This window comes from Nocardia sp. NPDC049935 (genome assembly GCF_055586645.1).
The window spans coordinates 273,498-299,931 of sequence record NZ_JBVJHV010000004.1 but is presented as its reverse complement, the minus strand read 5'-3'; the positions used below and the strand labels follow the sequence as shown (position 1 = coordinate 299,931).

Here is a 26,434-nt window from a genome sequence, read left to right as displayed (position 1 = left end):
CTCCGGCCACGGGACGGGGCACGGCGGCCGGAGCCGGGCGGGAACCGGCCGCGCACCGCCCCGCCGGATCGCGGCCGGCGGGCTTGCGCGGCGGAGGAGAATGCAGGAATGTCTGCGAACCTCGAGTCCCGTCCGTCCCTCGGGGAGCCTGTCGACGACGCCACCGCGGAACGGCTCGCCGTCGCGCTGCGCTGTGTCACCGTGTCCCGCGAGGAGACCTCCCCCGCTCGGGACGCGGCCGGCGCATCGGGGGCGACCGGCACCGCGCGGACGACGGACAGTGCGCTCGACGCGGAGTTCCTGCGGCTCGGGGCGCACCTCGAGGAGTCGTTCCCGCGGGTGCACGCCGAACTCGAGCTCGAGAAGTTCGGGCACAGCCGCCTCTACACCTGGCGCGGCGCCGACCCGGCACGCACATCGGCGGTCCTGCTGGCCCACCAGGACGTGGTGCCGGCCGACGAACCGTCGCGCTGGACCCATCCCCCGTTCGCGGGCACGGTCGACGAGGAGTTCATCTGGGGACGCGGCGCCATCGACGACAAGAGCCGGGTACTGGCGATCCTGGAAGCCGTGGAGTCCGCTCTCGCGGCGGGCGCCCGGCCGCGGCATACCGTCTACCTCGCGTTCGGCCACGACGAAGAGGTGTTCGGCGACTCCGGCGCCGTGCTGATGGCGGCCCGGCTGCGGGAGCGCGGAGTGCGCGCGGATCTGCTGCTGGACGAGGGCGGCGTGATCACCGACGGCATCGTCGACGATGTGCGCGTACCGGTGGCGACGATCATGCTCGGGGAGAAGGGGTACGCGACGATCCGGTTATCGGTCTCGGAGAAGGGCGGGCATTCCTCCATGCCCGGGAAACAGACCGCGATCGGCCGGCTGAGCCGCGCGGTGAGCCGGATCCAGGATCATCCGATGCCGCTGCGGGTGACGCCGGTGGTCACCGATATGCTCGCCCGCCTGCGACCGCATCTGCCCGCGACCAAACGGCGGCTGCTGGGGTTCGCGGGATTCGCGGCACCGGTGATCGGCCGGATCATGGCCGCGACGCCGCAGACCGAAGCGCTGGTACGCACGACCACCGCGCCCACGGTGATCCGGGGCGGCGTGAAGGCCAATGTGCTGCCGCAGCAGGCCGAGGCGCTGATCAATTTCCGTATCCTGCCCGGGGATTCGGTGGATTCGGTGCTGGCGCACTGTCGCCGGACGGTCCGCGACGAAGGGGTGCGGATCGAGCTGGTGGGGATGTCGTCGGAGCCCTCCCCCACCACCGTGCCCGGACCCGGTTTCGAACTGATCGCCCGGATCACCCGGCAGGTGGCGCCGGGTGTCGCGGTGACCACCGGCCTGGTGCCGGGTGCCACCGATTCCCGCCACTACGACGACCTCGCCGAAACCCGCTGTAATTTCGCGCCGATCCGGCTCACCGCGACCGATCTGGAGCGGATCCACGGCGACGACGAACGACTGTCGCGGGTGAACTACGCTCGCCTCATCGACTTCAACCGGCGCCTCGTCGCCGCGCTCACCGAGCCGGTCCGGGCCGCCCGCTGACGGCCCCACACATCAGAAGTGGCCCCGACACATCAGAAGTGGCAATCCCGGGTACCCCCATCCCGGCCGACCATAGGCACCGACTTCGAGGGAGACCCCAAGTGAGCAGCGACCAGGAGATTTCGGTTCGGCGAGGGGAGTTCGAGCGCCACGGGCGCCGGATCGCCCGGCGTTCCTGGCTACCCGCGACCCCGGCGCGCGGGGTGGTCGTCCTCGTGCACGGGGTGGCCGAACATTCGGGCCGCTACGAATTCGTCGGGCGCACACTGGCCGCCGCGGGATTCGCGGTGCACGCGCTGGACCATATCGGCCACGGGGAGTCGGCCGCGATCGGCGCCCGCGCCAATATCGAATCCGTCGAGGACGCCGCGGACAATGTGGCGGCCCTGCTGGAGCTGGCGCGGGCGGAGCATCCCGGGCTGCCCGCCTTCCTGATCGGCCATTCGATGGGCGCGCTGATCACCCTGTACCTGGCCACCCGCGCCCCGCTCGACGTCGCGGGCGTGGTGGTCTCGGCGCCGCCGCTGATCATCGACGCGGGCAACCCGGCGCAGCGGCTGCTGGCACCCGTACTCACCCGGCTGGCGCCGAATCTGGGTGTGCTGAAGCTGGATTCGTCGCAGATCAGCCGCGACCCCGCGGTGGTCACCGCCTATGACGAGGACGCGCTGGTGTACCGGGGCAAACTGCCGGCCCGGACCGCGACCGAGATCCTCACCGCCGCCAACCGGGTTCTCGACCGGCTGCCGCGGCTGCTCGTCCCGACCCTGGCACTGCACGGCACCGCGGACGCCATCGCGGCACCGGCGAGTACCGACCGGATCGAACAGCACGCGGGCACCACCGACCTCACCGTCCGCCGCTACGACGGGCTGTACCACGAGGTCTTCAACGAACCCGAGCGCGCCCAGGTACTCGCCGACGTGGTGTCCTGGCTCGACGCCCACCTCCCCGCCGACTGACGGGCAGCGGGCCGGGGCGATTCCCGCACCCGGCCCGCCGGGCCTATTCGTACTCGGTGAGGCAGGCGTCCGCCCCGTCGAACACCCCGAGCCGGAATGCCTCCAGACGCAGGTAGCCCTCGGGCACGACCTCGCCGTTCACATCCGCGGCGGCCATACCGTCGGCCAGCAGGCCCGATACCGCCTCGTCCAGATCACCGGCCGACAACCGCAGCGCGCTGTCGGGGCGGCTCAGCGCGGTGGTCACCGCACCGGAGAGGCAGGCGGTGCGCAGCCCCGCCGTTTCGGCGCCCGTGAGCGTCAGCTGTTCGCCGTTCTGGTAGGCGAGGGTGTAGCGGGAGACGAAGACGACGAAGGCGTTGTAGTCACCCGCGACGACGGCCGACAGCGGTTCGTCCGGATCCACACCCTCGCCCGCGCGTTCGGCCAGGGCATCGACATCGGTGCCGATCACCTCGTCGGCCGGACAGTAGCCGACCGGTTCGGCCGGGGTGGCGTCGGCGCAGCGCACCGGCGCGCCCTCGTACTCGTAGGCGGGGGCCGCGGCGACCGGCAGGATATCCGCGAGCGCGTCGGCCATATCCCGCAGCGAATCCTCGGTGACCTCGAGCTGCATGTACTCCTCGCCCGGATCGAAGGTCACCGGGAGCCCGGCACGGCGCTGCTCGATCTCGTCCTCGTCGATGGCCGCGCAGGACTCGGCGCCGTCGGTGTAGCCCATCTGCACCGCGGTGACCCGCTCGAACGCGCTGCCGTGCACGTTCTCCGGATTATCGGGATCGCGGTCGCGCACCGCCACGGTGGCGCCCAGGACACCGTTGAGACCGTCGCTGGTGTTCAGGCTGAAATGCCGGGAATTGCCCTCGGCGACGTACCGCAGGAATACCCCCGCGAGACAGTCGGCCTGCTGTTCGGTGACCAGACCGGCGGAATCCTCGGTCGCGATCCCCGCGGGGATCTGCAGGGCATGACCGTATTCGTGGGCCAGCACCATCACCACCGACATCTCGCCGAAACGGTCCACCAGTTCGGGAAGCAGCACACCCCGGTCCCAGCCGATGGTCTCGTCGGTACCGCAGTAGGCGGCGTTCACCAACTCGTGGGTACTGATTCCGCAGAACTCGACCGATTCGCTTTCCCGGGCGTCGGCATCCCAGGAGATGAGCCGCGATACCGGGCGGAACTCCCCGGGAAAGGTGGCCGAATAGTTCTCGGTCCAGAATTCCTCGATATCGGCGACCGCGTTGAGCGCGAGCCGGTCGATATCGCCACCGTCGCTGTTCTCGGCCTGCCGGTCGGTATCGGGCACCCCGTCCCGCGGGCCGCTCGGCCCGGTACTGGTCGTGGCGCCGGTGATCACCCACGGATTCTCCGCGGCGACCGCGTTGCGCGCGGAATTCGCGTCCGAACACGCCGACAATGCCGATACCGCGAGCATCCCCGCGGCCGCCGCGACCATGAGCCGCGACCACCGTGTCCTGGTCATTACTGCCTCCCCGATTCCCGGCCGGACCCCGCGGGCCCGGCGCCGCCCGGCCCGCATGATCGCCGCGGCCGAACCGAGGATCATCGAATCACAAGGCGGGCAACGCCGTACAGGAAAGAAGTGCGGGCGGACAGTTCACCTTGCGTCATACGGACGACGGGTCCGGGCGTTATCATCCCGTTCCGGCTTACACCGGCCCGGACCTGCCCTGCACCGTGTCGGGCGATCCCGCCGCGACCAGGGGCTCAGACCCCGAACACCCGTTCCACCACCGCCCGGGCCCGCCGGGTGATCCGCAGATAGTTGTCGAGGAACTCACCGCCGTCATGGGTCGGCCAGCCCGCCACCCGGGCCACCGCCGACAGCGTCGTGCCCGGCCCGGGCAGCTGATCGGAAGGTTTGCCGCGGACCAGTACCAGGGCGTTGCGGGCCGCTGTCGCGGTGATCCAGGACTGCCGCAGCAGATCGGTGTCGACCGGGTTGAGCAGTCCGGCCCGCTCGATCACATCCAGCGATTCCAGTGTCGAGGTGTTGTGCAGGTCCGGGATCTCGTGGGCATGCTGCAGTTGCAGCAGTTGCACGGTCCACTCGATATCGGCCAATCCGCCGCGACCGAGTTTGGTGTGGGTGGCGGGATCGGCGCCGCGGGGTAGCCGCTCGGAATCGACGCGGGCCTTGATCCGGCGGATCTCGCGGACGGCGTCGGCGGAGACGCCGCCGGACGGATAGCGCACGGGGTCGATCGTATGCAGGAACCGCAGGCCCAGGTCCTGATCCCCGGCCACCTGATGGGCGCGCAGCAGGGCCTGCACCTCCCACGGCTGCGCCCACTGCCGGTAGTAGGCGTCGTAGGCGGCGAGCGTACGGACCAGCGGCCCGCTGCGGCCCTCCGGCCGCAGCCCCGCGTCCACCTGCAGCGGCGGATCGGTGCTGGGGGCGCCGAGCAGTTTCTGCACCTGTTCGGCGATACCGTTGGCCCATTTCACGGCGACGTGTTCCTCTTCGCCGGGCCGCGGATCGCAGACGAACAGGACATCGGCGTCGGATCCGTACCCGAGTTCCATCCCGCCCAGCCGGCCCATGCCGATCACCGCGAAATCGGCGGGCGCGGGGGCACCCCGTTCGATGACACTGGCCCGGATCACCGCCCGCAACGAGGCCTCGAGCACCGCCACCCAGACCGCGGACAGCGCGGCGCAGACCTGCGGGACGTCCAGCAACCCCAGCAGATCGGCCGAGGCCACCCGGGCGAGTTCGTGGCGGCGCAGGGACCGGGCGGTGAGCACCGCGCGGCGGGGATCGGTGTAGCGGTCGGCGGCCGTCAGGATGCCGCCGGCGACCTCGGCCGGCTGGGTCCGCAGCAGTAGCGGCCCGTGCGGGCCGTCGGCGTACATGCGGATGGTCTCGGGCGCGTTGATCAGCAGGTCCGGCAGATAGGCCGAGGAACCCAGCACCATCATCAGCCGCTGTCCCACCGCGCCCTCGTCGCGCAGGACCCGCAGATACCAGTCCTGGTCCACCAGACCCTCCGACACCCGCCGGTAGGCCAGCAGCCCGGCATCGGGGTCGGGGGTCTCGCCGAGCCATTCCAGCAGGGTCGGCAACAGTAGCGCCTGGATCCGGCCCTTCCGCGAAACACCGCTGGTGAGGGCACGCAGATGCCCCAGCGCGTGTTCGGGCGCGGCGTAACCGAGGGCGGCGAGCTGGCGGACGGCGGCGTCCGGACTCAGCCGCAGCGCGTCGGAATCCAGCCGGGCCACCGATTCCAGCAGCGGCCGGTAGAAGAGTTTGGTGTGCAACCGGCGGATCCGGCCGGTCTGGCGGCGCAGTTCGACCCGCAGTACGCCCGCGGCGTCGCGTTTACCGTCCGGGCGGATATGCGCGGCGCGGGCCAGCCAGCGCATACCTTCCTCGTCGTCGGTGGCGGGCAGCGTATGGGTCCGTTTGAGCCGCTGCAGCTGCAGCCGGTGTTCGAGCAGGCGTAGGAACTCGTAGGAGGCGGTGAGATTGGCGGCGTCCTCCCGGCCCACGTAACCACGCGCGGTGAGCGCCGCCAGCGCTTCCACGGTGCCCTGGACATGCAGCTTCGGGTCGACCCGGCCGTGCACCAGCTGCAGCAGCTGCACCGCGAACTCCACATCCCGCAGACTGCCGCTGCCGAGTTTGAGTTCGCGCTCGCGCATCTCCGCGGGTACCAGATCCTCCACCCGGCGGCGCATCGCCTGGACGTCGGGGACGAAATCCGGGCGTTCGGAGGCCGTCCACACCAGCGCGTCGGTGGCGGACCGGTACTGTTCGCCGAGTTCGATATCGCCGGTCATGGGCCGGGCCTTGAGCAGCGCCTGGAACTCCCAGGTGCGCGCCCAGCGCTGGTAGTAGGCCAGATGCGAGTCGAGCGTGCGCACCAGCGCACCCGCCTTGCCCTCCGGCCGCAGCGCGGCGTCCACGTCGAAGAAGGCCGAGGACCCCACCGTCATCAGTTCGGCCGCCAGCCGGGTCGCCACGGAATCGGCGGGTTCGGCGACGAACACGATATCGACGTCACTGACGTAGTTGAGCTCGCACGCGCCACTCTTGCCCATGGCGATGACCGCCAGCCGCACCGGGCACGGCTCGCTCCGGCACACCCGCGCCACCGCCACCGCCAGGGCCGCGGTGAGGGCGGCGTCGGCGAGCGCGGTGAGCTGCCGCCCGACCTGCTCGTACGGGATCACCGGCTCGTCTTCGACGGTGGCGGCCAGGTCCACCGCGGCCAGCAGCATGAGCTGGTCGCGGTACCGCTTACGCAGCGACGCGACCACTTCCGGTCCGGATTCCCCGGCCCGGTACAGCATCGGCGAGGCGTTCGGGCCCGGCTCCGGTTCGGCCGCGACGACCGCGAGCAGATCGGCGATCAGTTCGTCGCGATCGGGCAGTTCCTCGCGGCGCAGCAACTCCCACGACCCGGGATCGGCCACCAGATGGTCGCCGAGCGCCGTCGAGGACCCCAGGAGCGCGAACAACCGGCCGCGCAGCATCTTCTCGGCGCGAATCGCCGAATCCAGTTCCGCCCAATCGTTTCCGAGCGCCTCGGACAATCTGATCAGCGTATTCAGCGCGAGGTCGGCGTCCGGGGCCCGGGACAGCGCCCACAGCACCGGAATGCTGTCGACGTTGTCCCAGCCGAGGGTCTTCAGCGAGGCGGCGGCCGTCGGTTCGAGCAATCCGAGACGGCCTGCGCCGGGTACGGCGGACCTGGCGGACGGAGGGCGGACCATGAGCTCAAGGTACCGATAATCGGGGCCCGTTTGTGGGCGCCCCCTCGGCCTCGGGCGATCCTCTCGTCTGCTACCCGCGGGGCCGGCGGCCCCGCGGGCATCGGGCTCAGAGACCCAGGTATTCGCGCAGTTCGAACGGAGTCACCTGGGCCCGGTAGTCCGCCCATTCCCGGCGCTTGTTGCGCAGGAAGAAATCGAACACGTGCTCGCCGAGCGTTTCGGCGACCAGCTCGGACCGCTCCATGGCGTGCAGGGCCTCGTCCAGGGTGCCGGGCAGTTCCTTGAAGCCCATGGCACGCCGTTCGGCCGCGGTGAGCGACCAGACGTCGTCCTCGGCCTCCGCGGGCAGGGTGTAGCCCTTTTCGACCCCGCGCAGACCCGCGGCCAGCAGCACCGCGAAGGTCAGGTACGGGTTGCAGGCCGAATCGGGGCTGCGGATCTCGACGCGTCGCGAGGACTGTTTGTTCGGGGTGTACATGGGCACCCGGACCAGCGCCGACCGGTTGGACCGGCCCCACGAGGCCGCGGTGGGCGCCTCGCCACCGTGGATGAGCCGCTTGTAGGAGTTCACCCACTGGTTGGTGATGGCACTGATCTCGTGCGCGTGCTCGAGGATGCCGGCGATGAAGGCGCGTGCGGTCGTGGAGAGGTTGTCCGGGTCGTCCGGATCGGAGAAGGCGTTCGCCTCGCCCTCGAACAGGCTCATATGCGTATGCATGGCCGAACCCGGGTACTGCGCGAACGGTTTCGGCATGAAGGTGGCGCGCACACCCTCGTCGATCGCGACCTCTTTGATCAGGTAGCGGAAGGTCATCACGTTATCGGCCATCGACAGCGCGTCGGCGTAGCGCAGGTCGATCTCCTGCTGGCCCGGGGCGCCCTCGTGGTGGCTGAATTCCACCGAGATCCCCATGGATTCGAGGGCGTCGATGGCATGGCGCCGGAAGTTCGGCGCGGAATCGTGGACCGCCTGGTCGAAGAAGCCGCCGGTATCGGCGGGTACCGGGTCCACGCCGTCGGGCTGATTCTTGAGCAGGAAGAATTCGATCTCCGGATGCACATAGCAGCTGAACCCGACATCACCGGCCTTGTTGAGCTGGCGGCGCAGCACATGGCGCGGATCGGCCCACGACGGCGAACCGTCGGGCATGGTGATATCGCAGAACATCCGGGCCGAATGCTGGTGGCCCTTGCTGGAGGCCCACGGCAGCACCTGGAAGGTGGACGGATCGGGCCGGGCCACCATATCCGCCTCGGAGATCCGGGCGAAACCTTCGATGGCCGAACCGTCGAAACCGATGCCCTCTTCGAAGGCGCCTTCCAGTTCGGCGGGCGCGATGGCGACGGACTTCAGATAGCCCAGCACATCGGTGAACCAGAGACGCACGAAGCGGATATCCCGTTCTTCGAGCGTCCGCAGCACGAATTCCTTCTGGCGATCCATGCCCGCGAGAGTATGCACCTGGCGTTAAATCCGTGTTACATGACGCGCTGCGCTGTGTGTCGGATCAACAGCGCAGGCCTTCGGACGGGGTTCTCAGATCCACGAGATAGCTGATCACCGCATCATCGACGCAGGTCGCGCCCCCGTTGAGCACCACGGTGTGACTATCGCCGACATGCGTGATAAGCGCGGCGCCGAGCTGATCGGCCAGATCGACACCGGCCTGATAGGGCGTCGCCGGATCGCCGGTCGTGGATACCACGACCACCGTCGGCAGGCCCTCGACGGAGATCTCGTGCGGTTGGCTGGTGTTGGGAACGGGCCAGCCGGCGCACAGTTCCAGGGGCGCCGCGCCGGTCCCGCGCCCGTCGTCGAGGAAGGGCGCCGCCGCGCGGTACTCGGTGTCCTGCCGGCCCGCGACCGCCGGATCGGTGACCCGCGGATCGTCCACGCAGCGGATCGCGTTGAACGCGTCGGAGAGATTGCTGTAGGTGCCGTCGTCGCGGCGGCCGTTGTACATATCGGCGAGTTGCAGCAGGGTGTCGCCGCGGCCTTCGCCCAGCTCGGTGAGGGCGACGGTGAGCACCGGCCAGAAATCGGCGCTGTAGAGGGTCTGCTGCACGCCGGTGACGGCGTCCTCGTAACCGAGGCCGCGCGGGTCGGTGGTGGCGGCGGGGGTGTCCCACAGCGGGTCCACCAGCGCGCGGAACCGCGGAACGACCCGGGCCGGATCGTCGCCGAGCGGGCAGTCCGGCGATTGCACGCAGTCCGCGGCGTAGGCGTCGAAGGCCTTCTGGAACCCGGCGGCCTGCCGCAGCGATTCCGCGACGGGGTCCTGGGCCGGATCGATCGCGCCGTCGAGCACCATGGCACGGACATTGCCCGGGTACTTCTCCGCGTAGGCCGCGCCGAGCCGGGTGCCGTAGGAATAACCCAGGTAGGTCAGCTTCGGATCGCCGAGTACCGCGCGGATGACGTCCATATCCTGGACCACTTCGCGGGTCCCCACGTGCGCGAGCAGATCCTCACCACTGCGCGCCATACAGCGGTCGCTGTACTCGCGGTTCTCGGCCTCGTCGGACGCGATGCCTTCGGGAGTGTTGGGCACCGGCGGCTCGGCGCGTTCGGCATCGGCCTCCTGCGGGGTCAGGCAGGTCACCGCGGGCGTGGACGCGCCGACGCCGCGCGGATCGAATCCCACCCGGTCGAATCGCTCGGCCAGTTCGGTGCCGCCGCCGACCGTCGCGGTGGACAGCCCGGACATACCCGGACCGCCCGGGTTGAGCAGCAGCGATCCGATCTTCTGCCCCGACGCCGGCACCCTGGACAGCGCCAGCTGTGCGGTGGGCCCGTCCGGGTCGGCGTAGTCGACAGGGACCTCGATGCGCGCGCACTGGGCGACCGGGGGCAACCCCTCACCGGGGGCGGTGTAGCCGGTACAGGACTCCCAGACCGGGACCTGGCTGTAGAACCGGCTCAATTCGGCGGGAACCGGAGCGGGCGGCGCGACCGCCTCCGGGGGCTCCGCACCACAGCCCGCGACCCATACCGCCGCCACCGCCAGCACACCCGCCAGCACACCACGCCCGCTCCGCACCGCCGCAATGCTAGCCGGACCAGCGACGACTCCCGGGGATGTGACCAACCGCACCTGGTCGCGGGCTTAGTCCCGAGTCGGCGGCGGGTGCACACTGGAAGGCGTCAACCCCGCCCGGGGACCCGCTCAGGGCCTCGAGGAGACGAAAGGGACGAAGATGTCCGATACATCCGGCATGTCCGAATCATCGGCGGAAACTCCCGCCTACGGCGCCGCGAAATCCGAGAAACCCGCCCGGCGCCCCACCCGCGTCCAGCATCTCCAGCAGATGAAGACGAACGGTGAACGCTGGGCCATGCTCACCGCCTACGACTACTCCACCGCGCGCCTGTTCGAGGAGGCCGGGATTCCGGTCCTGCTCGTCGGCGATTCCGCGGCCAATGTGGTCTACGGCTACGACACCACTGTGCCCATCACCGCCGACGAACTGATCCCGCTGGTCCGCGGCGTGGTGCGGGGCGCCCCACACGCGCTGGTGGTGGCCGATCTGCCCTTCGGCAGCTACGAGAGTTCACCGGAACAGGCCCTCGCCACCGCCACCCGCTTCATGAAGGAGGGCGGCGCGCACGCGGTGAAACTGGAGGGCGGCGAACGCGTCGCCGATCAGATCGCGCTGCTCACCGCGGCCGGTATCCCGGTCATGGCGCATATCGGTTTCACCCCGCAGAGCGTGAACACCCTCGGCGGGTTCCGGGTCCAGGGCCGCGGCGAGGGCGCCGAGGGGCTGCTCGCCGACGCGATCGCGGTCCAGGCGGCCGGGGCGTTCTCGGTGGTGATGGAAATGGTCCCGGCGGAACTGGCCGGCCAGGTCACCCGCAAACTGACCATCCCGACCGTCGGTATCGGCGCGGGCGCCGATTGCGACGCCCAGGTACTGGTCTGGCAGGACATGGCGGGCTACACCAGCGGTAGGACCGCCAAGTTCGTGAAGCGGTTCGACGCGGTCGGCGACCGGCTGCGGGAGGCCGCCGCCGCCTACGCCGACGAAGTACGCCGCGGCACCTTCCCGGGTCCCGAACACAGCTTCTGACCGGGCTCCCACCGACAGGGCGCCCCACACGAGCGCGGGATGGCAGACTCGAAGTCGACGATTTCGACTCGAGTACAGAGGTACGGATGCGGCAACGCGCTTGGACAACACGGGGTGCCCTGACGGTGGCGGGTATAGGAGCGGCGGTGCTGCTCACGGCCTGCGGCGGTATGGAGTCCGGATCGCCGTCCCCGGCGTCCACCGGCGCCGCGGCCACGAGCACCGGCACGAGTTCCGCGCCGCGGACCACCGGGGAGGCACCGGGAACTCCGCTGGAGGTCTCCGACAAGGCCGCCCAGAACCTGTGCGCCATGATGCAGCCCGAACTGTCCAACTGGCGGGTCCAGGGCCCCACCCTGGGCCGCGTCGGGCTCAACGCGATGGTCCACGAATGGGCGCTCACCAACGGCGGTATCAACGGCCGGGTCCTGGCCGACAAGGCCGTCGTCGACCGGGTCACCACCAAGGCCTGCCCCGATGTCCACACCCAGGCCGTCGAGGCGCTCGAAATCCCGGATCTGGCCTCCGGCCTGGCGTTCTGATGCGCACGCTCTACCCGCCACTCGAACCCCACGACGAGGGCATGCTCGAGGTCGGCGACGGCCAGGCGATCTATTGGGAGTCCAGCGGGAACCCGGACGGGAAACCCGCGGTGTTCCTGCACGGCGGGCCGGGCGGCGGCACCGCGCCGCTGAACCGGCGGTATTTCGACCCCGAGCGGTACCGGATCGTGCTGCTCGATCAGCGCGGTTGCGGCCGGTCCACCCCGCATATCGCCGACGGCGCCGATCTCTCGGTCAACACCACCGCCCATCTGGTGGCCGATATCGAAGCGCTGCGCGCCGCCCTCGGTATCGAGCGGTGGCTCGTCTTCGGCGGATCCTGGGGCTCGACCCTGTCGCTGGCGTACGCGCAGCGGTATCCGCAGCGGGTCACCGAATTGGTTTTGCGCGGCATATTCCTGCTGCGGCGCAAGGAAATCGATTGGTACTACAACGGCAGCGCCGGATATGTGTACCCGGACGAATGGGAGAAATTCCTCGCCCCGATTCCCGAGTCCGAGCGCGCGGGGGATCTCGTCGAGGCCTATCACGAACTCTTGAACTCCCCCGATCCGGAAATCGCGACCGCGGCCGCGGTGGCGTGGTCCACCTGGGAGGCCGCCACCAGTTCGCTGCGCCCGGATCCGAACCGGGTCGCCGATTCGGCCGATCCCCGTTTCGCGCTCGCGTTCGCCCGTATCGAGAACCATTACTTCCGGCACGGCGGTTTTCTGGACGAGGGGCAACTGCTGCGCGATATCGAGGCGATCGCCGGGATTCCCGGCATCATCGTGCAGGGCCGCCACGATATCGTCTGCCCGGCGGTGAGCGCGTGGGATCTGCATCGCGCGTGGACCGGCTCCCGGCTGCATATCGTCGACGATGCCGGGCATTCGGCCAGTGAACCCGGAATCGTCCACCATCTGGTGGAGGCGACCGATTTCTTCGCCGGGTCCGGCCATGAGTGAGAACATCACCGCCGCGGCCGCGCTCACGGCGGCATTACGCGCCGATATCGAACGACTACTCGCCGCCGAACCGGAGGTCCGCGCCGACGAGGACGATTCGGTTCACCAGATGCGGGTCGCGACGCGGCGGTTACGCAGCGTGCTCCGCTCCTACAAGAAATTGCTGGACGCCGACGCGGCGAACCGGATGCGCGCCGAACTCTCCTGGCTCGCCGGGCTGCTGGGGGTCGCCCGCGACGCCGAGGTGCGCGGCGCGCGTTTCACCGCACTGCTGGACCGGTTCGCCGAGCCCGGTTGCGCCGCACTGGAACCCACCCGCGACCGGCTGGTGCGCGCCGAAGAGGATCGCTACCGCGAGGCCCACGCGCAGATACTCATCGCACTCGACAGCAAGCGCTATCGCGCGATGCGCCGGGAATTGAAGACCTGGCGCAAGGATCCGCCGATGCCGAAATCCGCGCGGAAGGCCGATGCGGACGAGGTATTCGACGAGGTGCTGCGCGCCGACCGAAAACGGGTACGCCGGCTGATCCGGGCCGAGCCCACCGCCGCCCCGGCCGACCGGGTGGAGCTGCTGCACGATATCCGCAAGAGCGCCAAGCGCTTACGCTATTCCTGCGAGGCCGCGAAACCCACCCTCGGCGATCGCGCCGCCGATCTCGGGTCCCGGGCGAAACGTCTGCAGACCGTACTGGGCGATCACCGCGACGCGGTGGAATCGTTCGACGCGCTGCGCGCCCGCGCGGCCGACGCACGCGCCGCCGGCGAGGACACCACGCTCTATGTGACCCTGGCCGACGCGGAGGACACCGCGGCCGGCGGGCATCTCGCCCACTATCCCGCGGCCGCCGCGGCCATCGACAAAACCTGACCGGAAATCGCGGTACCGGGAAAAGCCGCGAGCCGGTACCGGATCTCCGGTACCGGCTCGCGCCGCGAAAAAGCCTGCGTCACTGCAACGCCAGCATGGACCCGTTCAGTTCGTGCAGCGGGCCGAATACCGTGAACACCACCCGGCCGTTGGGATGGGTCGACGAGACCGCGGCCGCGGAATCCAGGGCCATCCCGAACGAGGGCGCCGAGGGATGCGGAATACCCGCCAGCGTGTGACCGAAATTGTTGTCGTGTACCCACCGGGTGTCCGCGGGGCTGAGGTCCACCCGCACACCGCCGGGCAGCGGCGTCACCGCGACCGCGCCGGCCGAACCTGCGCCCACGGTGGCGAGAACGGATGCGGCACCGGCGATGAAAGCTCCGGCTGCCAAGGAACGTGCTACCCGCATATGTTTCGTGACCTGTCCTTCAGAGGTATGAATCGGCTCGGGGCGTGCGCTTCGATGCACCGCGGCGAGCCTGCCGACGCGCCCTACTTTATGACGCCGGTCACCATTTATGCCAGTTCTACACAAATCAGTCGGGAAAAACTCCCCCCGCTCACACAACTGCTACTGTGGCGAACCGTAAGCGTCCGACGATATCCGAGCTGGAGTTTCATCACGTATGTCCACTCTCATCTATGACTATCTGCTTCCCATCCTCGGCCCGCAGCAGGCCACGGCGCTGGCGCAGATGCTCGTCATCGGTCCGTCGGCCTAGTAGCCGCTGGATGAACGTCGTCCCCCGTCCGGCGGGGGGCGGTGTCCATCTCGCGGAGTTACTATCCGGCTCGTGATCAGACCATTCACCCTGCTTTCCGCTGCCCTCGTCACCTTCGCGCTGGCCGGCACCGCCTGTCAGAGCGAGAACAGCGCGCCGGACACGGAGACCACCACGACCGTGGCCGCGCCGAGCCCCGATTCCGCCGCCCTCGACCAGGTGAAGGCGGGCTCCTTCGTCATCGGCTTCCGGGGCGGGTTCCCCGCGCTCGCCGAAGGCCGTGACGATGCCGCGATCACGGCGATCTTCACCGAGACCTGCGACGATATCCGTTCGGGCACACCGGAGAACGAGGCGGTCGACGCGCTGACCGATCGGCTCGGCGAGGGCGGTGGACAGGCGAGCCCGCAGGAGGCGCAGGCGGTGTATCAGATGATCGCGGTGATGTGCCGGGGACAGTGACCGGCGGGCGGATGAGCCGGCCTGTAAGCCGGATCCTGTCCCCGGTTCGCACCGGGTGGCGGCCATCCATCTGGGCACACCGTTGCCGGGTACCTCGAGCGGTCCACCCGCAGGCTCGGGCGAGCAGCCCTCGGGCACCTGCGCAATCGCACCGTGAGATGCGATCTTCGACCTTGCTCCGGGCGGGGTTTACCGAGCCGCCCCGGTCACCCGGGGCGCTGGTGCGCTCTTACCGCACCGTTTCACCCTTACCGCGCGGCCCTCGCGGGCCGCGGGCGGTCTGTTTTCTGTGGCACTGTCCCGCGGGTTGCCCCGGGTTGCCGTTAGCAACCGCCCTGCTCTGTGGAGTCCGGACTTTCCTCGGCACCGGGCATGACACCGATCGGTATCCGTTCCCGGCGCCGCGACCGCCCGGCCGACTCATCCGCCGCAACAGAATACTCGGCGCCCGGCCGGCCACCGCGCCGCGGGCCGGTCCCGGGTCACCGTGGCGGGTCGGCGAGTAGTTCCCGGGCCAGCACGGCGCACCACCACTGCTCGACCCGGTCCGGTGACCAGCCCCGTTCCTCGATCAGCACGGTGAACACGTCGATTGTGCACAGCGCCGCATAGATATCGACGGCGTCGGCGGCCGCCAGCCCGGGACGAAGGGTGCCGGCGGGCCAGGCGCCGAACACCTCGATCCGGGTTCCGTCGGCGCGGCGGCGGCCGTCTCGATATTCGCGGGCCAGTTCGGGTTCGGCGCGCCCGGCCTCCCGCAGCAGGGTGATGACATCACCCGCCCCCTCGAACAGCCGCCGGTCGTATCCGGCCATGGCGGCGAGTTGCGCCGCGGGACCGTCGGCGGCCTCGAGTTCGGTGATCATCCGGGGCAGGTCACCGGAGAGGTCCGCGGCATCGGCCAGCGCCCTGGTCAGCCCGGCCTTGTTGCCGTACACCGCGTACACCGTCGGTACCGAGACACCGGCCGCCCGGGCCACCTCCCGCACCGTGGTCGCCGCCCACCCTCGGGCCACGAACAGCTCGCGCGCGCATCGGGCGATCCGCGCGCCGGTCTCCTGCGCCTGGGCCGTTCGGTGCAGCGATTCGTATCGGCGTCGTATCGGTTCGCCGTCCATCCCTTCCCTTTCGATTTATTCGGCTTATATTCAATATATGCTTGATAAAGTAGTCGCCGCCGCGGCCTCCGCCCGGACCGCGGGTGTGGCGGCCATCGGATTCGCCCTCCTCATCGTCACCGCCAACCTCGTCGTCGTGCCCGCCGGTATGCCGTCACCGGGAGCACCGGCCACCGAAGCGATCGAATTCTTCACCACCGCCGATCAACCCACCGGCGTCATCGCGCTGTTCCTCCCCGCCGCCTGGATCCTGGCCTCGATCTTCGCCGCCGGCGCTCTCGCCGCGGTACTGCGCACCGGCCCGGACGCACCGGCGGGACCGGCCTATGCCGGTTTCGCCGGAGTGCTGTTGCAGAACGGGGTGTTCACGGTGGTGGTCGCGCTACGGATGGCCATGTCCGCCCTCGACGATCCGGACCAGTTGCGCACGCTGTGGGCAGTACACGAGGCGCTGTTCGGATTCAACGGCACCTTTCTCGCACTGGCGATGCTGGGACTGGGAACCGCGGGCTACGGTGCCGGCATCCTGGGCCGGTGGCGTTTCCTGCTCGGAATCATCGCCGCCGCCCTGCAGTTCGCGTCCGCCTCGCTGACCGCGCTGATCACCACCGGTCATGACCGGTTGAGCCTGCTGGGGCTGTTCGGCTGGCTCCTCTGGGTCCTCTGGCTCATCGGTTTCGGAATCGCCCTGATCCGGCGTCCGCAGTCCGGCCGCGACGCCGCGACGGTTCCCGGTGCCGGGAAACGTGAGAGCGCCCACCCGGCCTGACAGTTCACCGGAACCGAGAACTGGGTACGGTCGATCTTCATGGAGCGTGTCGAGGTCGGCTTCCCGTCGGGGGGCCAGAAATGTGCCGGCTGGCTGTATCTACCGGCAGGTCCGCCCAAACCCCGCCCGATCGTGGTGATGGGGCATGGACTGGGGGGAAACCGGGAAATGGGTTTGGATCGGTTCGCGCGGCGATTCGCCGCGGCGGGAATGGGGGTGCTGGCCTTCGACTACCGGCATTTCGGCGCCAGCGACGGCGACCCCCGTCAGATCGTCAATCTCGCCAGACAGCGCGAGGATTGGACCTCGGCCATCGCCTACGCCCGCACCCTGCGCGGATTCGACGCGACACGGATCGCGCTGTGGGGGACATCGCTCGGCGGCGGGCACGCGCTGTCGGTGGCGCCCGACGATGCCTATATCGCCGCCGTGGTCGCCCAGGTCCCGATGGTCAGCGGTCTGCGCTCGGCGCTGGCGAAGGGGCCGTTGAGCCTGATCAAAGTGGGCACCCTCGCATTCGCCGACCTCGTATTCGGCACGCTGTTCCGCAAACCGGTGGGAATCCGGCTGGCGGGGCGGAAACGCGCGGCGGCCATGGCGACCGGCACCGATGTGCCCACCGGATTCGGCCGGCTGGCCGAGGAGAGCAGCGCCTACCGGCCGAAGATCGCCGCCCGGGCGGCACTGTCGATCCTGTTCGACCGCCCCGCCCGCCACGTCAAGGAATTGAAGATGCCGGTGCTGTACGCGGTCTGCGACGGGGATTCGGTGACCCCGGTGAAACCCACCCTGCGGGCCGCGGAGAAAACCAAGCACGCCGTGGTGAAACGGTATCCGGGCAACCACTTCGATATCTACTTCGACGAGGTCTTCGAACAGGCCGTCTACGACCAGACCGATTTCCTCACCTCGATACTGCGTCCCTGACCGGAGTCACGAGTACCGGGACCACTGCGCCGATCCCGGTACCACGCAGATTCACCGGGTCGCCGTCCTCCCGGCCGCCAGCCCGGATCGGGTCATTTCACGAACGAGACGTTGAACGGGTACTTGTGCTCGCGGCCGCCGTTGGCCGCGATCCCGCCCATGACCTCCAGCACAATGCCGGCGATCCAGATGATCGGGAACAGCAGCAGCCCGATCAGCACGAACATCAGCACCATGGACACCACGTAGCCGATGGCGAGCAGGATCTGGAAGTTCAGCGATTCCACCGCGTGCCGGCGCACGAACTCGTCGCGGTCCTTGTACATCAGCCAGACGACCAGCGGAGCGATGAAGCCCAGCACGATGGCGCCGAAATGCGCCAGCATCGCCCAGGTCTTGGCGTCGGAGGGGGAAACCGGCTGCGCGCCGGGGGCGCCGTAGGCGGGCTGCGGCGCGCCGTAGGGCTGGGGGGAGCCGTATTCCGGCTGCGACGGATAGGGCTGCTGACCCTTGGTCGGGTCGTACGGAGACTGAGGTGCGGTCATCACATTCCAAACTCGCTGGTAACAGGACGTTTTCGAGAATAAACGCCCGGACCCCGATTAGGGAGTGCAAAAACACCACACCTTGGTGAACTGTCCCGTGAACGTCACCGATGTCCTCCTCTGCCACATCCTCGCCCGGCGCCCGGAACCGATCCGACCTGCACTGTCCCGCGCGCACAGCCATCCGCCGGAGATCTTGTACCGGCACCCTCTCGATCCGCGCTCACCGACGGTGTTGGATGGCGTAAGAACTAATCGCCCACAGGAGAGGACTCATAACCCATGGCCGAGAGGATCGCAGTGGTATCCGGCGCCGCCCGCGGAATCGGGGCGGCAATCGCCAAACGGCTCGCCTCCGACGGGATGAAGGTCGGGGTCCTGGACCTCGACGAAGCCGCCTGCACCGACACCGTCAAGGCGATCACACAGGCCGGCGGTCAGGCGATCGAACTGGGCGCCGACGTGAGCGATGAGGAATCGGTGACCGCCGCGGTGGAGCGGCTGGCCCGGGAACTGGGCGAACCGACCGTCGTGGTCAACAACGCCGGCGTACTGCGCGACAATCTGCTGTTCAAGATGAGCGTCGACGATTGGGACACCGTCCTGGGCGTACACCTGCGCGGCGCCTTCCTGCTGACCCGGGCCGCCCAGAAGTACATGGTCGAACAGAAGTACGGCCGTATCGTCAACATGTCCAGCACCTCGGCCCTGGGCAACCGCGGCCAGGCCAACTACTCCGCCGCGAAGGCCGGTATGCAGGGCTTCACCAAAACCCTCGCCTTCGAACTCGGCAAATACGGCGTCACCGCCAACGCGATCGCCCCCGGTTTCATCGTCACCGATATGACCGCCGCGACCGCCGCCCGCGTGGGCGTGGATTTCGAGGACTTCCAGAAGGGCGCCGCCGCCCAGATCCCGGTGAACCGGGTCGGCCAGCCGGAGGATATCGCGCATACCGCGTCGTTCCTGGCCAGCGAGGGCGCGGGGTTCGTCTCGGGTCAGGTCATCTATGTCGCGGGTGGTCCGCGGGACTGACGGCAGCAGGTGGGGTGGCCCGCCGGCTACCCCACCTCACCTTCCGGAGCCTGTCCATCGACTTTTAATGTAGATTAAAAGTATGTCCGTTCATGAGGTCGCCTTCTCGGAACTACAGCTACGGGGCAAGGCCACGGTCGAACGACTCCGCAGGACGCCGGGGCAGTGGCTGCGGATTCGTCGGCGCGACGACGAAGATCTCGTCCTGACGACGGCCGCTCGCGCCGAACTGGAACACAAAGCGTCCTCGGCCACCACTCAGATCTTCGTGGCACTGATGCAACGGGACGCGGGGGTCCGCGACCTGGTGACCGACGTGCTACCCGAGGTTTTCCCCTGGGTCGCATTCCTGTCCCGCGAAGAGGTTCAGCAGTTCGTCGTCGAGTTGGTTTCGACGATGCGAGCCGCGGATTCCCTCAACAATCCCGCTCCGATCGTGCAGGTGATCGAGTCCTGGCGGCATACGGCCGAGATCATCGCCGACCCGGAACTCGCCGCGTTGCTCGCTGCCGATACCGACGACGACCTCGGCTCCGTCCCGGAACCGGACGCCACATGAGTCCGAAACGCGGCGACCGGGTGGCACCACCAGCGGAACCCGGAGGCTGGGATCTGCGGTTCGCCGGTACCGAAGCCGCCAAGGGCTGGGATGCGCTCTGCCAGCAGGCCGCGTCCAACACACTGGCGGCGTGGAAGGAACTGCGAGCACGTCCCGATACACCGGAAGCCACCTCCAGACATCACCGCCTGAAGGGGCGCCTGGACAGTGCCAACCATGCAGGGATCGCGATGGAACAATGGCAGATCGAGGTCACCGGCGGCGGAAGAATCTGGTATCTGGTCGATAGACCGCGACGGACGCTGTGGATCAAAGCGGCGGGCACAGCCCACCCCAAGGAAACCGAGTAGCCCACCCCCGGATTTCCGGTGCCATCACGTCGAGATTCGGCGTGAGACCGCCTGTGCCCGGCCCGGACGGACAGGAGGGTTAACAGGTTCGCCCGGGAGTGACGATGGTGTGGGGGAAGGGGTTGAATTCGCACCGGGAGGACACCATGCGTTCCACGCGCACATTCGGCACCACGCTCGCCGCGGCTTCGCTGGTCTGCGTACCCGTCATCGCGTTCGCGGGTCCCGCGGCCGCCGGGCCCGCGATCCAGGAGCCGCTCGAAACGATGGTGACCGAAGGTAGCGGCACGTGCTACGGGAATATCCGCGGCACCGTCGACGAACCCACCGGCCGCATCACGCTCACCTTCGCGTTCTACAACACCGACCCCGCGTTCGTCGCCGAGCAGCCCTCCGACCCGGACAGCCCCTGCCGCACCACCGCGTATGTGACCTGGCGGAACCTGGACACCGGCGCCACCGGGGAGGTCCCGATAGAGTTCGCGGGCGCGGCGGGCTCGATCGCCGACCCCGACCAGCAACTGCCCTGGTACAACAGTGCCCAGCTCCCCACCGAACCGGGCCGCTACCGGGCGACCGTCACCACCAGGGAACAGCACCGGCCCGATTCGGTGGCCGTCGACTACACGCTGCCGGCGAGGTAGCACCGCACGGATTCGCGTTGTCGACGAACCGAACCTCGCACTCCCCTATCACCTGTTCCTGAAGCGGGCTTCAGATCGCTTCAGGGTCCCTTCAGCCCCGCGCTGCGACAGTGGCTCCCGTAACCGGGCTCGACACGCGACGGTGAAAGGGGATCGGGAAATGGAGCGAATGGTGCGTATCGACGGGGACCGGTATCGGGTGGTCGGGCAGGCCAGGTTGTCGTCGGTTTCGCGGGCCTGTTACGGAAAATACCGGTTCGACCTGCGCCGAGTGGCGGACGGGTCGGCGTGGACGGTGTTCGGTACCCAGGTCACGCCGGCGTCCGAGTTGCTGCGGGGTGACTGACCCTCGGAGCCCGGCAACGGTCTCGTAGCATCCTGGGTAAAAGCCTTACCGCGCAGGCCCGCCGGCCGCATTCTCGACATATGCGGATACGACGAATCGGACCCGAGGACTGGCGGACCGCGCGGGCGGTCCGGTTGGACGCACTGGCCGGGTCACCGCCCGGCACCTTCTCCGTCACGCACGCGGACGCGGCGTGTTGGGAGGAACACCGATGGCGGGAGTGGACGGGGAAACGCGACGTGTTCTTCGTCGCCGAATCCGAGGCGCGGCCGGTGGGATCCGCGGGGGTCATCGAGACCACCGCCGGGCCGGAGCTGGTCTCCATGTGGACCGCGCCGACGGCCCGGCGGACCGGGGTTTCCGACCGGCTGGTGCGGGCGGTGATCGAATGGACCCGGCGGGCGGGACACCGCACCCTGCGGTTATGGGTGATCGAGGGTAACCGGGCTGCCGAGCGTCTCTACCTACGCACCGGGTTCACCCCGACCGGCGCGGTGCGGTCGTGCGATACCGACGATCCGCGGCCCGAGAACGAGATGCTGCTCGCGCTCCCCCAGCCGAAGATCATATTCGCCCCTTAACGGACGCAGATGCGTCGATATACTTCGCCACGTGACGCATCTACGGATAAAGGACGCTGCCGCGCTCCTCGGTGTCAGCGACGACACCGTACGGCGCTGGATCGACCAGGGGCGCCTCGAGGCGGTCCGGCTGGAGAACGGGCGCCAGGGTGTCGGCGGCGCGCAGCTCGCGGAGCTGGCCCGGGAGATCGCCGAGGCGCCCGAGCCCGGGGTGACCGTGGCGGCGTCCGCGCGTAACCGGATGCGTGGCATCGTGACCCGGGTGGTCACCGATACCGTGATGGCGCAGGTGGAGATGCAGGCCGGGCCTTTCCGGCTGGTCTCGCTGCTGAGCCGGGAATCGGTGGACGAACTCGGGCTCGAAGTGGGCAGTGTGGCAGTGGCGTCGGTGAAATCGACGCATGTCGTGGTCGAGATCCCGGAGAGCTGATGATGAGTACTGCACGATTGCTGCGCTGGATGGCTCCCGCCGCCGTCGCGCTGGTGGCGCTGACCGGGTGTTCGTCCGGCGATACCGCCGACGAGGATGCCACCGGGATCCGGGGCACGGTGCACGTGTTCGCGGCCGCCTCGCTCACCGAAACCTTCACCACCCTGGGCGAACAGTTCGAAGCCGACAACCCCGGGGTCGACGTGGTGTTCAACTTCGGCGGCAGTTCCACCCTGGCCGAACAGATCACCCAGGGCGCCCCCGCCGATGTCTTCGCCTCGGCCGCGCCGCGCAATATGCAGCAGGTGGTGGATTCCGGCGATATCACCGCCGCACCGGTCACGTTCGTCCGCAACCGGCTCGAGATCGCGGTGCCCACGGGCAATCCCGGCAGTATCAGCGGACTGGCCGATTTCGGGAAACCCGAACCGCGGATCGCGCTGTGCGCCGAGCAGGTTCCGTGCGGGGCCGCGGCACAGAAGGTGTTCGACGCGGCGGGTATCACTCCGCAGCCCGATACCCGCGAGCAGGATGTGAAGGCCGTGCTCACGAAGGTACGGCTCGGTGAGGTCGACGCGGCGCTGGTGTACCGCACCGATGTGCGGTCCGCCGAGGACACCGTGATGGGAATCGAGTTCCCCGAGGCCGGCAAGGCGATCAACGACTATCCGATCGCGCCCGTGGCCGCGGCGCCCAACCCCGCGGCCGCGGCCGCGTTCGTCCAGTTCATCGGCTCCCCGCAGGCCCGCACGGTCTTCACCACGGCCGGTTTCGATACGCCGTGAGCATCGCGGCGGCGGTGCGGCGGCGTACCACGGCGCTGCGCCGGCGCCGGGCGGTGCGCGGACGCCGGCCGCTGATCCTGCTGGTGCCCGCGCTGCTGGGGCTGCTGTTCCTGCTCGTACCGCTGGCCGGGCTGCTGGTGCGGGCGCCGTGGCGGGATCTGCCGTCGCGGCTGTTCAGCGCCGAGGTCGGCCAGGCGCTGCGGCTGTCGCTGATCTGCGCGAGCCTGGCCACCGTGGTGTGCCTGGTGCTCGGGATCCCGCTCGCCTGGCTGCTGGCCCGCGGCGAACTGCCCGGACGCGGCCTGGTGCGCGCGCTGGTCACGGTGCCGCTGGTGCTCCCGCCCGTGGTCGGCGGGGTGGCGCTGCTGCTGGTCCTCGGCCGGCGCGGGCTGGTCGGCCAGTATCTGTACGACTGGTTCGGCGTCGCGCTGCCGTTCACCACCGCGGGGGTGGTGGTGGCGGAAGCGTTCGTGGCCATGCCCTTCCTGGTGATCTCGGTGGAGGGCGCGCTGCGCGGCGCCGACCCCCGCTACGAGGAGGCGGCCGCCACGCTGGGTGCGTCGCGCTGGCTGACCTTCCGCCGGGTGACGCTGCCGTCGATTCTGCCGGGGGTGGTCGCCGGAACCGTCCTGTGCTGGGCGCGGGCCCTGGGTGAGTTCGGGGCCACCATCACCTTCGCCGGTAATTTCCCGGGCCGCACCACCACCATGCCGCTGGCCGTGTACCTGGCGCTGGAAACCGATCCGGCGGCCGCGATCGTGCTGAGTCTGGTGCTGCTGGCGGTCTCCGTGCTGGTGCTGGTCGCGCTGCGGGAACGCTGGATCCGGGGGGCGCTGTGACACTCTCGGCCGCAGTGCGGGTCGGCCGCGGCGATTTCACCCTCGACCTGGACCTCACCCTCGCCCCGGGTGAGGTGGTCGCGCTGCTCGGCCCCAACGGCGCGGGTAAGACCACCGCGCTGCGGGCGCTGGCCGGGCTGACACCGCTCACCGGCGGCGTGATCCGGCTCGACGAGCAGGTCTGGGACGAACCCCCGGGCGCGTTCGTGCCCGCCGAACACCGGTCGTGCGGTGTGGTGTTCCAGGACTATCTGCTATTCGCCCATCTCGACGCCCTCGACAATGTGGCCTTCGGCCCCCGGGCCCGCGGAATGCGCCGGGCCGCGGCCCGCGAACGGGCCGCGCACTGGCTGGACCGGGTGGGGCTCACCGAATTCGCGCACAGCCGCCCCCGCGCGCTCTCGGGCGGGCAGGCGCAGCGGGTCGCGCTGGCGCGGGCGCTGGCCGTCGAACCGCAACTGTTGCTGCTGGACGAACCGCTGGCGGCGCTGGACGCGGCCACCCGAGTCCGGGTGCGATCCGAACTGGCCCGTCATCTCGGCGATTTCCCGGGGCATACGCTGCTGGTCACCCATGATCCGCTGGACGCGATGGTGCTGGCCGACCGGCTCGTCATCGTGGAGGACGGCGGTATCGTCCAGCAGGGGCCGCCCGGCGAGATCGCCCGGCGGCCCCGTTCGGACTATGTGGCGGAACTGGTGGGACTCAACCTGTTCCGCGGTACGGCCGACGGGACCCGGGTGCGGTTGCGCGGCGGCGGCGTGCTCACCGTCGCCGAACCGGCCACCGGGCCAGTGCATCTCACCTTCGCACCGGCCGCGGTGGGCCTGCACCCCGACCGCCCCGCGGGCAGCCCGCGCAATACCTGGCCGGTGACCGTGGCCGGTCTGGAACAGCACGCGCATACGGTGCGGGTCCGGCTGGACGGCGACATTCCGGCACTGGCCGATATCACCCCGGCCACCGTCGCCGATCTCCGTATCGGGCCGGGGTCGGCGCTGTGGGCGGCAGTGAAGGCCACCGAGATCCAGACCTATCCGGCCTGACCTCCCGGCAGGTCGATTCGGCACACCACGCATCACTGTGCGGCCGGGAAAGGCGTCTATTCGGGTGCGTCCAGCCGCTCGAGGACGCGCCCGACGATAGCGGCGAACGTCTCCACCTGTTCGTCGGAGAGCGGGTCGAAAACCAGTTCGCGCACCGTGGCCACATGGCCGGGTGCCGCCTGTTCGATCGCCGCGCGCCCCTGGCCGGTGAGCACGATGAAGGCGCCGCGGGCGTCGTCGGGACAATCCTCGCGACGCACCAGTCCGCGCTTCTGCATGCGGCCCAGATGATGGGACAGCCGGCTCTTCTCCCATTGCAGGATCTGCCCGAGTTCCCCGATGCGCATCCGCGGCTCCGCCTCGTCGGTGAGCCGGACCAGCACCTCGAAATCGGCCAGGGACAGCCCGGAGTCGCGCTGCAGCTGCCGGTGCAGGCGGGCGACGAGTTGGGTGTGCATCGCCAGGTAGCCCCGCCAGGCTCGGCTCTCCTGCTCATCCAGCCATCGCGTCTCGGTCATAAGCCCAGCTTAACGCAGTAGTTGACACATCACCAATTACGCAGCACCATATGTATGACACATCAACTACTTCTTACCGAACCGGAGGCACCAGATGACGACCGCGACGAACGTGAAAGAACTCAGCGGCACCTACGTACTCGACCCCACCCACACCCGCGTGGGCTTCGTCACCCGGCACGCGATGGTGACCAGGGTCCGCGGATCGTTCAACGAGTTCACCGGCAGCGCCTACTTCGACGCGGAGAACCCGGCCGCCTCCTCCGGTGAGGTGACCATCCAGGTCGCCAGCATCGACACCCGCAACGCCCCGCGCGACGAGCATCTGCGCGGACTCGATTTCATGGGCCTGGACGAATACCCGGAGATCACCTTCCGCAGCACAGCTATCACCCCCACCGGCCCCGATACCTTCGACGTCACCGGCGACCTCACCATCAAGGGAGTCACCCGTCCGGTCACGGTCCCGTTCACCTTCGAGGGCCAGGCCAACGATCCGTTCGGCAACGTCCGCGTCGGTTTCGAGGGATCCACGGCAATCAACCGCAAGGACTGGGGAATCACCTGGAACGCCACGCTGGAGACCGGCGGTGTGCTGGTCTCGGAAAAGGTCGTCCTCGAGTTCGAGGTCTCGGCGATCAAACAGGATACCGAGCAGCAGGGCTGACAACTCGCGGGGCGGGCCGCGCCGGCGGGACGGGGTAGCCGTAAGTTATCGCCGAAAATCGGGCGGATATAGTGCAGTTCGCTGGTAGGGGTCGGTTCTCGCGCCCACCCGAGTGGCTGGGCACCGGTGGCTGATCGCCTTGCGACGCTGCGTGGACTTACTATCCGTGCTCGATGTGGCGGTAGCGGCTCACTGGAACAGGTCGGTGTGTGCATGGGACGGAACCTTCGGGCAGACGTAGAGCTGGAGTCCGTAACCTCTGGAAACCACAACGTTGGCAGGGTTCGCCACGCGGGCATCACCGAGGGCTTGATCCTCGTACGGGGCCCAGCTCTCGACTGTGGCGCCGTCCCATTCGCACGAGTCGATCGTCCACAGCG

Annotated in this window: 28 protein-coding genes and 1 other RNA gene; 20 read left to right on the top strand and 9 right to left on the bottom strand. The window is 69.1% G+C overall.

What is annotated here, in order from left to right; translation table 11 throughout:
* Window positions 1-108: 108 nt before the first annotated feature.
* Both ACZ6SF_RS18155 and ACZ6SF_RS18150 read left to right on the top strand, forming a co-directional pair.
* The gene (locus ACZ6SF_RS18155) at window positions 109-1,551 is read left to right on the top strand and encodes a M20/M25/M40 family metallo-hydrolase (protein ID WP_466063302.1); all 1,443 of its coding nucleotides are present in this window, start codon (window positions 109-111) and stop codon (window positions 1,549-1,551) included.
* Window positions 1,552-1,652: 101 nt separating this feature from the next.
* Window positions 1,653-2,513 carry an alpha/beta hydrolase gene (locus ACZ6SF_RS18150; protein WP_466063301.1) on the top strand — a complete coding sequence of 287 codons (861 nt, stop codon included), beginning with the start codon at window positions 1,653-1,655 and terminating at the stop codon, window positions 2,511-2,513.
* Between the two features lie 43 nt (window positions 2,514-2,556).
* Here ACZ6SF_RS18150 and ACZ6SF_RS18145 read toward each other — a convergent pair whose 3' ends face one another.
* The 4 genes from ACZ6SF_RS18145 to ACZ6SF_RS18130 form a co-directional block, all read right to left on the bottom strand.
* A complete protein-coding gene (locus ACZ6SF_RS18145) occupies window positions 2,557-3,999 on the bottom strand; it encodes a neutral zinc metallopeptidase (protein WP_466063300.1) in 1,443 nt (480 codons plus the stop codon).
* A 245-nt stretch (window positions 4,000-4,244) separates the two neighbouring features.
* Window positions 4,245-7,256 (bottom strand): bifunctional [glutamine synthetase] adenylyltransferase/[glutamine synthetase]-adenylyl-L-tyrosine phosphorylase, encoded by a 3,012-nt coding sequence (locus ACZ6SF_RS18140; protein ID WP_466063299.1) that lies wholly within the window; start codon window positions 7,254-7,256, stop codon window positions 4,245-4,247.
* A 106-nt stretch (window positions 7,257-7,362) separates the two neighbouring features.
* Window positions 7,363-8,700 (bottom strand): type I glutamate--ammonia ligase, encoded by a 1,338-nt coding sequence (glnA, locus tag ACZ6SF_RS18135; RefSeq protein ID WP_466063298.1) that lies wholly within the window; start codon window positions 8,698-8,700, stop codon window positions 7,363-7,365.
* Between the two features lie 64 nt (window positions 8,701-8,764).
* Window positions 8,765-10,297, bottom strand: coding sequence for an alpha/beta hydrolase (locus ACZ6SF_RS18130; RefSeq protein WP_466063297.1), 1,533 nt, complete (start codon window positions 10,295-10,297; stop codon window positions 8,765-8,767).
* A 157-nt stretch (window positions 10,298-10,454) separates the two neighbouring features.
* Between ACZ6SF_RS18130 and panB the strand changes: the two genes are divergently transcribed.
* The 4 genes from panB to ACZ6SF_RS18110 all read left to right on the top strand — a co-directional run bounded on the left by panB (window position 10,455) and on the right by ACZ6SF_RS18110 (window position 13,708).
* The gene (panB, locus tag ACZ6SF_RS18125; RefSeq protein ID WP_466063296.1) at window positions 10,455-11,327 is read left to right on the top strand and encodes a 3-methyl-2-oxobutanoate hydroxymethyltransferase; all 873 of its coding nucleotides are present in this window, start codon (window positions 10,455-10,457) and stop codon (window positions 11,325-11,327) included.
* Between the two features lie 125 nt (window positions 11,328-11,452).
* Complete coding sequence (locus ACZ6SF_RS18120; RefSeq protein WP_466063295.1) at window positions 11,453-11,869, top strand: hypothetical protein; 417 nt, start codon at window positions 11,453-11,455, stop codon at window positions 11,867-11,869.
* Window positions 11,869-12,837 carry a prolyl aminopeptidase gene (pip, locus tag ACZ6SF_RS18115; RefSeq protein ID WP_466063294.1) on the top strand — a complete coding sequence of 323 codons (969 nt, stop codon included), beginning with the start codon at window positions 11,869-11,871 and terminating at the stop codon, window positions 12,835-12,837. The genes ACZ6SF_RS18120 and pip overlap by 1 nt, the downstream gene beginning before the upstream one ends.
* On the top strand, window positions 12,830-13,708 hold the full coding sequence (locus tag ACZ6SF_RS18110) for a CHAD domain-containing protein (protein ID WP_466063293.1): 879 nt from the start codon (window positions 12,830-12,832) through the stop codon (window positions 13,706-13,708). The genes pip and ACZ6SF_RS18110 overlap by 8 nt, the downstream gene beginning before the upstream one ends.
* Window positions 13,709-13,787: 79 nt before the next feature.
* On the opposite strand, the gene ACZ6SF_RS18105 is transcribed toward ACZ6SF_RS18110, so the two are convergent.
* Window positions 13,788-14,102: a hypothetical protein gene (locus ACZ6SF_RS18105; protein WP_466063292.1), complete on the bottom strand. Its 315-nt coding sequence runs from the start codon at window positions 14,100-14,102 to the stop codon at window positions 13,788-13,790.
* 403 nt (window positions 14,103-14,505) lie between these two features.
* Here ACZ6SF_RS18105 and ACZ6SF_RS18100 point away from each other — a divergent pair, with 403 nt between their 5' ends.
* Complete coding sequence (locus ACZ6SF_RS18100) at window positions 14,506-14,895, top strand: hypothetical protein (RefSeq protein WP_466063291.1); 390 nt, start codon at window positions 14,506-14,508, stop codon at window positions 14,893-14,895.
* An 8-nt stretch (window positions 14,896-14,903) separates the two neighbouring features.
* On the opposite strand, the gene rnpB is transcribed toward ACZ6SF_RS18100, so the two are convergent.
* Together rnpB and ACZ6SF_RS18090 are read right to left on the bottom strand one after the other, a co-directional pair.
* Window positions 14,904-15,318: RNase P RNA component class A (gene rnpB, locus ACZ6SF_RS18095), an RNA gene on the bottom strand.
* A gap of 59 nt (window positions 15,319-15,377) precedes the next feature.
* Complete coding sequence (locus tag ACZ6SF_RS18090) at window positions 15,378-16,013, bottom strand: TetR/AcrR family transcriptional regulator (RefSeq protein ID WP_466063290.1); 636 nt, start codon at window positions 16,011-16,013, stop codon at window positions 15,378-15,380.
* A 37-nt stretch (window positions 16,014-16,050) separates the two neighbouring features.
* Here ACZ6SF_RS18090 and ACZ6SF_RS18085 point away from each other — a divergent pair, with 37 nt between their 5' ends.
* Together ACZ6SF_RS18085 and ACZ6SF_RS18080 are read left to right on the top strand one after the other, a co-directional pair.
* Window positions 16,051-16,782: a 2-oxoglutarate/malate transporter gene (locus ACZ6SF_RS18085; RefSeq protein ID WP_466063288.1), complete on the top strand. Its 732-nt coding sequence runs from the start codon at window positions 16,051-16,053 to the stop codon at window positions 16,780-16,782.
* A 39-nt stretch (window positions 16,783-16,821) separates the two neighbouring features.
* The gene (locus tag ACZ6SF_RS18080) at window positions 16,822-17,709 is read left to right on the top strand and encodes an alpha/beta hydrolase (RefSeq protein WP_466063287.1); all 888 of its coding nucleotides are present in this window, start codon (window positions 16,822-16,824) and stop codon (window positions 17,707-17,709) included.
* Between the two features lie 92 nt (window positions 17,710-17,801).
* On the opposite strand, the gene ACZ6SF_RS18075 is transcribed toward ACZ6SF_RS18080, so the two are convergent.
* On the bottom strand, window positions 17,802-18,254 hold the full coding sequence (locus ACZ6SF_RS18075) for a DUF4870 domain-containing protein (protein WP_466063286.1): 453 nt from the start codon (window positions 18,252-18,254) through the stop codon (window positions 17,802-17,804).
* Window positions 18,255-18,536: 282 nt separating this feature from the next.
* On the opposite strand from ACZ6SF_RS18075, the gene fabG reads away from it, so the two are divergent.
* From fabG to ACZ6SF_RS18025, 10 genes are all read left to right on the top strand, one after another.
* On the top strand, window positions 18,537-19,289 hold the full coding sequence (fabG, locus tag ACZ6SF_RS18070) for a 3-oxoacyl-ACP reductase FabG (protein ID WP_466063285.1): 753 nt from the start codon (window positions 18,537-18,539) through the stop codon (window positions 19,287-19,289).
* A gap of 82 nt (window positions 19,290-19,371) precedes the next feature.
* Window positions 19,372-19,848 carry a hypothetical protein gene (locus tag ACZ6SF_RS18065; protein WP_466063283.1) on the top strand — a complete coding sequence of 159 codons (477 nt, stop codon included), beginning with the start codon at window positions 19,372-19,374 and terminating at the stop codon, window positions 19,846-19,848.
* Complete coding sequence (locus ACZ6SF_RS18060) at window positions 19,845-20,198, top strand: hypothetical protein (RefSeq protein ID WP_466063282.1); 354 nt, start codon at window positions 19,845-19,847, stop codon at window positions 20,196-20,198. Before ACZ6SF_RS18065 ends, ACZ6SF_RS18060 begins: the two co-directional genes overlap by 4 nt.
* Window positions 20,199-20,344: 146 nt before the next feature.
* Entirely contained in the window at window positions 20,345-20,842 is a 498-nt protein-coding gene (locus ACZ6SF_RS18055; RefSeq protein WP_466063281.1) for a hypothetical protein, read from the top strand.
* Window positions 20,843-21,002: 160 nt separating this feature from the next.
* Window positions 21,003-21,188, top strand: a complete 186-nt coding sequence (locus tag ACZ6SF_RS18050; protein ID WP_466063280.1) for a hypothetical protein — start codon at window positions 21,003-21,005, stop codon at window positions 21,186-21,188.
* An 80-nt stretch (window positions 21,189-21,268) separates the two neighbouring features.
* Complete coding sequence (locus ACZ6SF_RS18045) at window positions 21,269-21,769, top strand: GNAT family N-acetyltransferase (protein WP_466063279.1); 501 nt, start codon at window positions 21,269-21,271, stop codon at window positions 21,767-21,769.
* 31 nt (window positions 21,770-21,800) lie between these two features.
* Complete coding sequence (locus ACZ6SF_RS18040; RefSeq protein ID WP_466063278.1) at window positions 21,801-22,199, top strand: TOBE domain-containing protein; 399 nt, start codon at window positions 21,801-21,803, stop codon at window positions 22,197-22,199.
* 2 nt (window positions 22,200-22,201) lie between these two features.
* Window positions 22,202-22,984, top strand: coding sequence for a molybdate ABC transporter substrate-binding protein (gene modA, locus ACZ6SF_RS18035; RefSeq protein ID WP_466063277.1), 783 nt, complete (start codon window positions 22,202-22,204; stop codon window positions 22,982-22,984).
* Between the two features lie 2 nt (window positions 22,985-22,986).
* Window positions 22,987-23,823 carry a molybdate ABC transporter permease subunit gene (modB, locus tag ACZ6SF_RS18030; protein WP_466063613.1) on the top strand — a complete coding sequence of 279 codons (837 nt, stop codon included), beginning with the start codon at window positions 22,987-22,989 and terminating at the stop codon, window positions 23,821-23,823.
* Complete coding sequence (locus ACZ6SF_RS18025) at window positions 23,820-24,869, top strand: ABC transporter ATP-binding protein (RefSeq protein ID WP_466063276.1); 1,050 nt, start codon at window positions 23,820-23,822, stop codon at window positions 24,867-24,869. The genes modB and ACZ6SF_RS18025 overlap by 4 nt, the downstream gene beginning before the upstream one ends.
* 56 nt (window positions 24,870-24,925) lie before the next feature.
* Here ACZ6SF_RS18025 and ACZ6SF_RS18020 read toward each other — a convergent pair whose 3' ends face one another.
* A complete protein-coding gene (locus ACZ6SF_RS18020) occupies window positions 24,926-25,387 on the bottom strand; it encodes a MarR family winged helix-turn-helix transcriptional regulator (protein WP_466063275.1) in 462 nt (153 codons plus the stop codon).
* 94 nt (window positions 25,388-25,481) lie between these two features.
* On the opposite strand from ACZ6SF_RS18020, the gene ACZ6SF_RS18015 reads away from it, so the two are divergent.
* Window positions 25,482-26,054, top strand: a complete 573-nt coding sequence (locus tag ACZ6SF_RS18015; RefSeq protein WP_466063274.1) for a YceI family protein — start codon at window positions 25,482-25,484, stop codon at window positions 26,052-26,054.
* Window positions 26,055-26,434 lie beyond the last annotated feature (380 nt).

What these genes read in the sequence shown, in the direction of transcription:
- ACZ6SF_RS18080 (WP_466063287.1), top strand. Translation starts at nt 16,822, where the DNA reads ATGGAGCGTGTCGAGGTCGGCTTCCCGTCGGGGGGCCAGAAATGTGCC.
- ACZ6SF_RS18060 (WP_466063282.1), top strand. Translation starts at nt 19,845, where the DNA reads ATGAGTCCGAAACGCGGCGACCGGGTGGCACCACCAGCGGAACCCGGA.
- ACZ6SF_RS18075 (WP_466063286.1), bottom strand. Translation starts at nt 18,254, where the DNA reads ATGACCGCACCTCAGTCTCCGTACGACCCGACCAAGGGTCAGCAGCCC.
- ACZ6SF_RS18145 (WP_466063300.1), bottom strand. Translation starts at nt 3,999, where the DNA reads ATGACCAGGACACGGTGGTCGCGGCTCATGGTCGCGGCGGCCGCGGGG.
- ACZ6SF_RS18050 (WP_466063280.1), top strand. Translation starts at nt 21,003, where the DNA reads ATGGAGCGAATGGTGCGTATCGACGGGGACCGGTATCGGGTGGTCGGG.
- fabG (WP_466063285.1), top strand. Translation starts at nt 18,537, where the DNA reads ATGGCCGAGAGGATCGCAGTGGTATCCGGCGCCGCCCGCGGAATCGGG.
- ACZ6SF_RS18110 (WP_466063293.1), top strand. Translation starts at nt 12,830, where the DNA reads ATGAGTGAGAACATCACCGCCGCGGCCGCGCTCACGGCGGCATTACGC.
- ACZ6SF_RS18090 (WP_466063290.1), bottom strand. Translation starts at nt 16,013, where the DNA reads ATGGACGGCGAACCGATACGACGCCGATACGAATCGCTGCACCGAACG.
- ACZ6SF_RS18155 (WP_466063302.1), top strand. Translation starts at nt 109, where the DNA reads ATGTCTGCGAACCTCGAGTCCCGTCCGTCCCTCGGGGAGCCTGTCGAC.
- ACZ6SF_RS18020 (WP_466063275.1), bottom strand. Translation starts at nt 25,387, where the DNA reads ATGACCGAGACGCGATGGCTGGATGAGCAGGAGAGCCGAGCCTGGCGG.
- ACZ6SF_RS18065 (WP_466063283.1), top strand. Translation starts at nt 19,372, where the DNA reads ATGTCCGTTCATGAGGTCGCCTTCTCGGAACTACAGCTACGGGGCAAG.
- pip (WP_466063294.1), top strand. Translation starts at nt 11,869, where the DNA reads ATGCGCACGCTCTACCCGCCACTCGAACCCCACGACGAGGGCATGCTC.
- ACZ6SF_RS18085 (WP_466063288.1), top strand. Translation starts at nt 16,051, where the DNA reads ATGCTTGATAAAGTAGTCGCCGCCGCGGCCTCCGCCCGGACCGCGGGT.
- ACZ6SF_RS18140 (WP_466063299.1), bottom strand. Translation starts at nt 7,256, where the DNA reads ATGGTCCGCCCTCCGTCCGCCAGGTCCGCCGTACCCGGCGCAGGCCGT.
- ACZ6SF_RS18045 (WP_466063279.1), top strand. Translation starts at nt 21,269, where the DNA reads ATGCGGATACGACGAATCGGACCCGAGGACTGGCGGACCGCGCGGGCG.
- modA (WP_466063277.1), top strand. Translation starts at nt 22,202, where the DNA reads ATGAGTACTGCACGATTGCTGCGCTGGATGGCTCCCGCCGCCGTCGCG.
- ACZ6SF_RS18015 (WP_466063274.1), top strand. Translation starts at nt 25,482, where the DNA reads ATGACGACCGCGACGAACGTGAAAGAACTCAGCGGCACCTACGTACTC.
- panB (WP_466063296.1), top strand. Translation starts at nt 10,455, where the DNA reads ATGTCCGATACATCCGGCATGTCCGAATCATCGGCGGAAACTCCCGCC.
- glnA (WP_466063298.1), bottom strand. Translation starts at nt 8,700, where the DNA reads ATGGATCGCCAGAAGGAATTCGTGCTGCGGACGCTCGAAGAACGGGAT.
- ACZ6SF_RS18055 (WP_466063281.1), top strand. Translation starts at nt 20,345, where the DNA reads ATGCGTTCCACGCGCACATTCGGCACCACGCTCGCCGCGGCTTCGCTG.